Annotated in this window: 7 protein-coding genes and 1 pseudogene; 6 read left to right on the top strand and 2 right to left on the bottom strand. The window is 33.8% G+C overall.

Annotated elements, in window-relative coordinates; all coding sequences use genetic code 11:
* Positions 1-95: 95 nt before the first annotated feature.
* Positions 96-1,211, bottom strand: a complete 1,116-nt coding sequence (locus ACIQ2Z_RS12225; protein WP_396184447.1) for an ATP-binding protein — start codon at positions 1,209-1,211, stop codon at positions 96-98.
* A 190-nt stretch (positions 1,212-1,401) separates the two neighbouring features.
* On the opposite strand from ACIQ2Z_RS12225, the gene ACIQ2Z_RS12220 reads away from it, so the two are divergent.
* From ACIQ2Z_RS12220 to ACIQ2Z_RS12200, 5 genes are read left to right on the top strand one after another with little or no spacing between them, the layout of a single operon-like run.
* Positions 1,402-1,905 (top strand): GbsR/MarR family transcriptional regulator, encoded by a 504-nt coding sequence (locus ACIQ2Z_RS12220; RefSeq protein ID WP_396184446.1) that lies wholly within the window; start codon positions 1,402-1,404, stop codon positions 1,903-1,905.
* 54 nt (positions 1,906-1,959) lie between these two features.
* Positions 1,960-2,277: a hypothetical protein gene (locus ACIQ2Z_RS12215; RefSeq protein ID WP_396184445.1), complete on the top strand. Its 318-nt coding sequence runs from the start codon at positions 1,960-1,962 to the stop codon at positions 2,275-2,277.
* Entirely contained in the window at positions 2,274-2,717 is a 444-nt protein-coding gene (locus tag ACIQ2Z_RS12210; protein ID WP_396184444.1) for a hypothetical protein, read from the top strand. Before ACIQ2Z_RS12215 ends, ACIQ2Z_RS12210 begins: the two co-directional genes overlap by 4 nt.
* A gap of 2 nt (positions 2,718-2,719) precedes the next feature.
* Positions 2,720-3,067, top strand: a complete 348-nt coding sequence (locus ACIQ2Z_RS12205) for a hypothetical protein (protein ID WP_396184443.1) — start codon at positions 2,720-2,722, stop codon at positions 3,065-3,067.
* 10 nt (positions 3,068-3,077) lie between these two features.
* The gene (locus ACIQ2Z_RS12200; protein ID WP_396184442.1) at positions 3,078-3,464 is read left to right on the top strand and encodes a hypothetical protein; all 387 of its coding nucleotides are present in this window, start codon (positions 3,078-3,080) and stop codon (positions 3,462-3,464) included.
* Between the two features lie 64 nt (positions 3,465-3,528).
* On the opposite strand, the gene ACIQ2Z_RS12195 is transcribed toward ACIQ2Z_RS12200, so the two are convergent.
* A complete protein-coding gene (locus ACIQ2Z_RS12195; protein ID WP_396184441.1) occupies positions 3,529-4,320 on the bottom strand; it encodes a hypothetical protein in 792 nt (263 codons plus the stop codon).
* A 173-nt stretch (positions 4,321-4,493) separates the two neighbouring features.
* Here ACIQ2Z_RS12195 and ACIQ2Z_RS12190 point away from each other — a divergent pair.
* Positions 4,494-6,271: pseudogene (locus ACIQ2Z_RS12190) on the top strand (glycine dehydrogenase (aminomethyl-transferring)); the annotation flags it as partial.

Below are 6,271 nucleotides of genomic sequence, written 5' to 3'. Positions count from 1 at the left end.
AGGAAGCTCTTTTTGGGTTATAGAAAATGGCATTTTTTGCGAGGACTTGTAACGAAAAGCCTGACCCGTAGCTTGCGGATGGGAACGCCCAAAACTTATTTCAAAAAATCCCTGAAATTCTCTTGATTCACCACCCTAAAACTCGGGTTGTACGCTTCTATAAACGATTTTGGTAATTTCGCTTTTTTGGTGCTTGCCCATTTGAATTCAAACGCACTAACGGCATCGGCATTGGTTTCGATATAATCCACTTCTTGCTGGGTAGTGGTTCGCCAAAAATAAGGCTTGGCAAGGCTTTGTGAATAAGACAAAAGCTTCATTCGTTCGGCCATCATAAAATTTTCCCACAACGCACCTTTGTCTTGACGGAGAGCCAATGCATTGAAATTTCCGATGACCATATTTCGCACACCCGTGTCGTAAAAATAGATTTTTTTATTGGCTTTTATCTCATTCCTAATGTTTTTGGAGAAACTGTTCAAACGAAAAACAACAAAACTTTTTTCCAACAAATCAATATAAGTGTTGACTGTATTTTTATCTACTCCAACGAGTTGTGCAATTTCATTATAACTCACTTCGCTACCAATTTGCAAAGCCAAAGCTTGAAGAATTTTCTCCAAAACATCAGATTTTCGAATGCCGGCCAAAGCTAAAATGTCCTTATACAAATAACTTGAAACCAAGTTTTTCAAAATTTCATATTCGTTACTGAAATTATTGATAACATCGGGATACATTCCATATAACATGCGTAATTCCAGTTGTTGATGTGCTTTTACGTAACCTACATTTTGCTCGAATTCGTTCCAAGAAACGGGAAAAAGTTGGTATTCAAACTTTCTGCCTGTTAAGGGTTCTTGCGTTATGTTATTGATATCAAACGCTGACGAACCCGATACAATCACTTGAACATCTCTGATTTGGTCTACTATAATTTTCAGTTTGAGCCCAATATTGGGTATGCGTTGAGCTTCGTCAATAAAAATGTATTTATAATTTCCGATGATACTCCGCAACTGTTCTGTGTTTGCATTTGAAAGCAATTCACTCACGGAATGATCGTCACCATCTAAAAAAAGATAGGTTTTATCGGCTAATAAGGCATTGATTAAAGTGGTTTTACCCACTTGTCTAGGCCCAATTAGCACAATTGCTTTGCCTTTATGCAATTTGTTGATTACAATATTGGTTAAATCCCTATTTATCATGGCTTTACTTTTTTTACAAAAGTACAAAAATAATTCTATTCACCAAATTTATATATTATTTGGTGATTATATTCACCAAATTTATATATTTTTTAGTGAATGTATTCACCAATATTATACTTTTTTAAAAACTTCTAACAAACTTTCATTTTTTTTTGAAAGTTTAAAAACTTTTATATATCTTTGTCTCATGGAATTCAAAGAAGCAAAAAATAAATTCGTTCAAACCTGGGGAGCTTTAGGTTCGCAATGGGGAATTAACAAAACCATGGCTCAGATTCATGCGTTGTTGATGGTTTCGCACGAACCGATTTCGATGGAAGACATTATGGATGAATTGCAAATTTCTCGCGGAAATGCTTCTATGAATTTACGAGCGTTGATGGATTGGGGAATTGTTTATAAAGAATACAAAGCCGGCGAACGCAAAGAGTTTTTTACTGCTGAAAAAGATTTGGATGAATTGGCTGTAAAAATTTCGAGAGAACGTAGCAAACGCGAGATTAAACCCGCCTTAAAAATTTTAAAAGAAGTCTCCGCATTAAAATCAGACGGAACCGCTGCTGAAAAACATTTTGTAGATCAAACCTCTAAATTGTATGATTTTGTTTTGAAAGCTGATAATGTTTTGGATAAAATCACTGAATACAAAGACAATTGGTTGGCAAAATTGGTTGTGAAAATAATGAAATAATTTTTTTTAATAATAACTTTCATTTTTTTCTGAAAGTTTAAAATAATAGATAAGATGAAATATTTAAAGTTTTTGAATACTGTTGCGATTGGCATACCAATTATACTTGCACTAATTGGTGTATTTGATGAATCCTTTCTTATGATGGCTTTAGTTTCAACAATGGCAACAGGATTTATTCAAGTAGTTGTTGGTTTACTCTTTTGGATAAAAGAATTGAAAAATTATTATATCATTAGTTATTTGATTGGCGTGATTTTATTTTTTATCGGGATTTCAATAACTAAATCTAACCTGTTTTGGATAATACCACCCATTTTGTGCATTTATTTATCTCTGCTTGTTTACACTCAAAAAAACATAAAATCATGATTATAAACATCCCAAACTGGCTAATTATTCTTAGTGGAATAGGTCAAATTTTCACAGCTTTAATTTATCCATACATCCGTCATCATGTTTTTGATTGGTATAATGATGTAAAACAACTTAAACCTTTGAATCAAGAAATTGCTAAAACGTATGGACGATATATTCAAGGTTTAAACTTTTCATTTGGATTGATTGCTATTCTATTTACAAATGAATTAAAAGAACAATCTGCTTTGGCTGTCGCTTTAACAGGATTAATTGCGGCCTATTGGGTGGGAAAAGTAGCGACTCAAATTGCCTATTATCCGATGTATGAAATTCCGAAAAGAAAATTATTCAAATTCGGAAGCTATGGAATGAATTCTTTATTTGTGCTTTTTGCGGTTGTAAATTCGGCTTTGTTTATTCAAAATTTGATTGGATATTATAAACTATTCTAACCATGAACCTCAACATCCTCTCCTACTCCATTTACTTAACCATAACCGCCATCATCATTTTTGTGGTAGGCCAAATTTTGTACAAAAACGGTAATGTATTTGTTTCACAATTGGTTCCCAATCACGAAGAGTTATGCAAGAAAGTAAATAAAAATTTATTCTTGGGCTATTATTTACTGAATCTCGGGTATTGTGCGATTACGATTTTGAGTTGGGAGAAAATCGAGACAATAAACCAGCTAATTGGAATTATAGCTTATAAAACATCAATCATTCTTTTTATTATTGGAATTCTGCATTACTTCAACATTTTTATGATTACCACTTACATTAAAAAATTAATCAATTAATATTTATACTATGGAAACTACAAAAACACTTCTCGCTTACGCAATTTATCTTCCGATAGCAATTGCCTTAACAGTTTATGTTTCAAAAACGTTGTTTAAAAACAGTTTAATTTATATGATCGATATTTTTAAAGGTCGCGAAGAAATTGCCAAAGCCACCAACAAATTATTTGAAACCGGATTTTATTTGCTCAACATTGGGTTTGCTTTATTAATTATGGAAATGTATTTATATACCGATTCTTATCAAGCGATGATTGAAGAATTGAGCAGCAAAATTGGCGGTTTTTCAATTTATTTGGGAATTATGCTTTTCATTAATTTGTATTTATTTTTCAGAGGAAAAAGAAAAGCGAATCAGCAAAAAGTGGAAGAACGGATTGTTTTTAGAGGGTAGATATTTACACCTGACAGGTTTCAAAACCTGTCAGGTTTACACAAGAAATAAACTTTTGAAGAATTTAGCTGAAAACCAGCAAAAGAACTAACCAAAATATCGGCACACTCTCCACCCAAAAAGAAGTAAAATACTCATCTCTTTTGAAAGTGGTAAATCCGATGAAAAATGCAGTAATGCATGCAATTATAACTGTTGAAATTTCAAAATTTACTTTAAAAAACTCTAAAATAACAAATGGGAATAAAAGAACAATTCCCAACAATTTTGTCTTAAAAACTCCAAATCGTTGTGGCAGTGTTTTCATCGTTGCATCATCAGTCTGACTGTCTAAAATTTCAAACGGAATCATCAAACTAATGACAATCAAAAAACGTTGAAACAAAATAATCTGTTCATCCGCAGTAAAAGATGCTAGTGAGTATATCGATGCATAAACCGTGGTAGCCGTAACGCAAAAACTAACCAAAAACAATTTCCAAAAGCCAAATTTTCGCAGAAAAGGATACAGTGCAACCACTGCTCCAATTTTAATAAAATAAACTTGTAATGAATGACTTAATTGTAAAAAATAAAAAATGGTGGCAATGATTGAAAAGAAAGTAAGTCCCACAAGCCATCTGTTTTCTTTTAAATCGAAGGTTCCTTTTTGAAATGCTTCAAAATACTTCAGGAAATTATAACCGACAATAGTCCCAAAAAAAACAGTAGTTGCAATCGTATCATTGGTAGGTAATTGTAAGGACAATTCCGTGACATGAACCAACGAATAAATGGCAAAAGCCACATGAATGGAAGCTCGAATATAAAAATCAAGAATTGCTTTTAAATTGATCACGCAGCAAAAATAACACATCTGTTAATAAAACCCCTTTTCGGTTGAAAAATTCTAAAAATATTAGTCCTTGTTTAACGAAGAATTACAATAGTAATAATTACTTTTGTGCCTTAAAATTGAACGAGTTTATACTGAATTTCAGTTCTCTTTTTCATTTTATTTAACAACACACATTTTACCATAAAAAATACATGAAAACAGACGCTTTTGCATTACGCCACATTGGTCCACGTCAAAACGACTTACAACACATGTTTAAAACCATTGGCGTTGAAAGTTTAGACCAGTTAATTTATGAAACCGTACCAGACAATATCCTTCTAAAAAAAGAATTAGACTTAGATCCTGCCATGACTGAGTTTGAATATCTAAATCATATTCAAGAGTTAGGTAAAAAAAATAAAGTATTCAAATCATACATCGGTTTGGGATATCATCCCACAATTGTACCTGCTGTGATTCAAAGAAATATTTTTGAAAATCCGGGATGGTATACTGCCTATACTCCGTATCAAGCAGAAATTGCTCAAGGTCGTTTAGAAGCTATTTTGAACTATCAAACCACTGTTATCGAATTATCAGGAATGGAGATTGCTAACGCTTCTTTATTAGACGAAGGAACTGCTGCTGCCGAAGCAATGGCTCTTTTATTTGATGTCCGAACACGTGACCAAAAGAAAAACAACACCCACAAATTCTTTGTTTCAGAAGAAGTTTTACCACAAACAATCTCGGTTTTACAAACACGTTCCACTCCAATTGGTATTGAACTGGTGATTGGAAACCACGAAACTTTTAATTTCTCTGCCGACTTTTTCGGAGCAATTTTACAATACCCCGGAAAATATGGACAAGTTCATGACTATGCTTCATTTATTTCAAAAGCAAAAGCGAACGAAATTAAAGTAGCCGTAGCTTCCGATATTTTATCATTGGTAAAATTAACTCCTCCGGGAGAATTGGGTGCTGATGTGGTGGTTGGTACAACGCAACGTTTCGGAATTCCGATGGGTTATGGCGGACCTCATGCTGCATTTTTCGCAACAAAAGAAGAATACAAACGTTCCATGCCCGGAAGAATTATCGGCGTTTCCATTGATACAAATGGCAAACGTGCCTTACGAATGGCTTTAGGCACACGCGAACAACACATAAAACGTGAAAAAGCAACTTCCAATATCTGTACTGCTCAAGTATTATTAGCAGTTATGGCAGGAATGTATGCCGTCTTTCACGGACCAAAAGGATTAAAATACATCGCCGAAAAAGTACATGCTTCTGCTGTTACTTTGGCTGATGCTTTAAATAAATTGGGTGTTTATCAAACGAATGTTGCTTTCTTTGATACAATTTTGGTAAAAGCTGATGCAGTAAAAGTGAAAGCAATAGCCGAAAAACACGAAGTAAACTTCTTTTATGTAGATAAAGGAACCATTTCTATTTCCGTAAACGAAACTACGTCGCTGAATGATATCAACCAAATTATTGCCATTTTTGCTGAAGCAACCGGTAAAGAAAATGTTAAAATTAGTCAATTAGCCAATGATTCAATGATTCCGGAAAACTTGGTTCGAAAGTCCGCATTTTTGAAACACGATGTTTTCAACAATCACCATTCGGAATCCCAGTTAATGCGTTACATCAAGAAATTAGAACGCAAAGATTTATCGCTAAATCACTCCATGATATCGCTTGGTTCTTGTACGATGAAATTAAATGCTGCTGCCGAAATGTTGCCTCTATCAATGGCAAATTGGAACAGCATTCACCCTTTTGCTCCTGTTGAACAAGCCGAAGGCTATCAAATCATGTTGAAAAAACTGGAACATCAGTTAAATGTTGTTACCGGTTTTCAAGGCACAACATTACAACCTAATTCAGGTGCACAAGGTGAATATGCCGGTTTGATGGCTATTCGGGCCTACCATCTTTCAAGAGGAGATAACCACAGAAATGTATGTTTGATTCC

This window comes from Flavobacterium sp. (assembly GCF_044361015.1).
In the GTDB taxonomy this organism is placed as follows: domain Bacteria; phylum Bacteroidota; class Bacteroidia; order Flavobacteriales; family Flavobacteriaceae; genus Flavobacterium.
The sequence above is the reverse complement of the archived record's forward strand: the minus strand, read 5'-3'. Positions and strand labels throughout refer to the sequence as shown.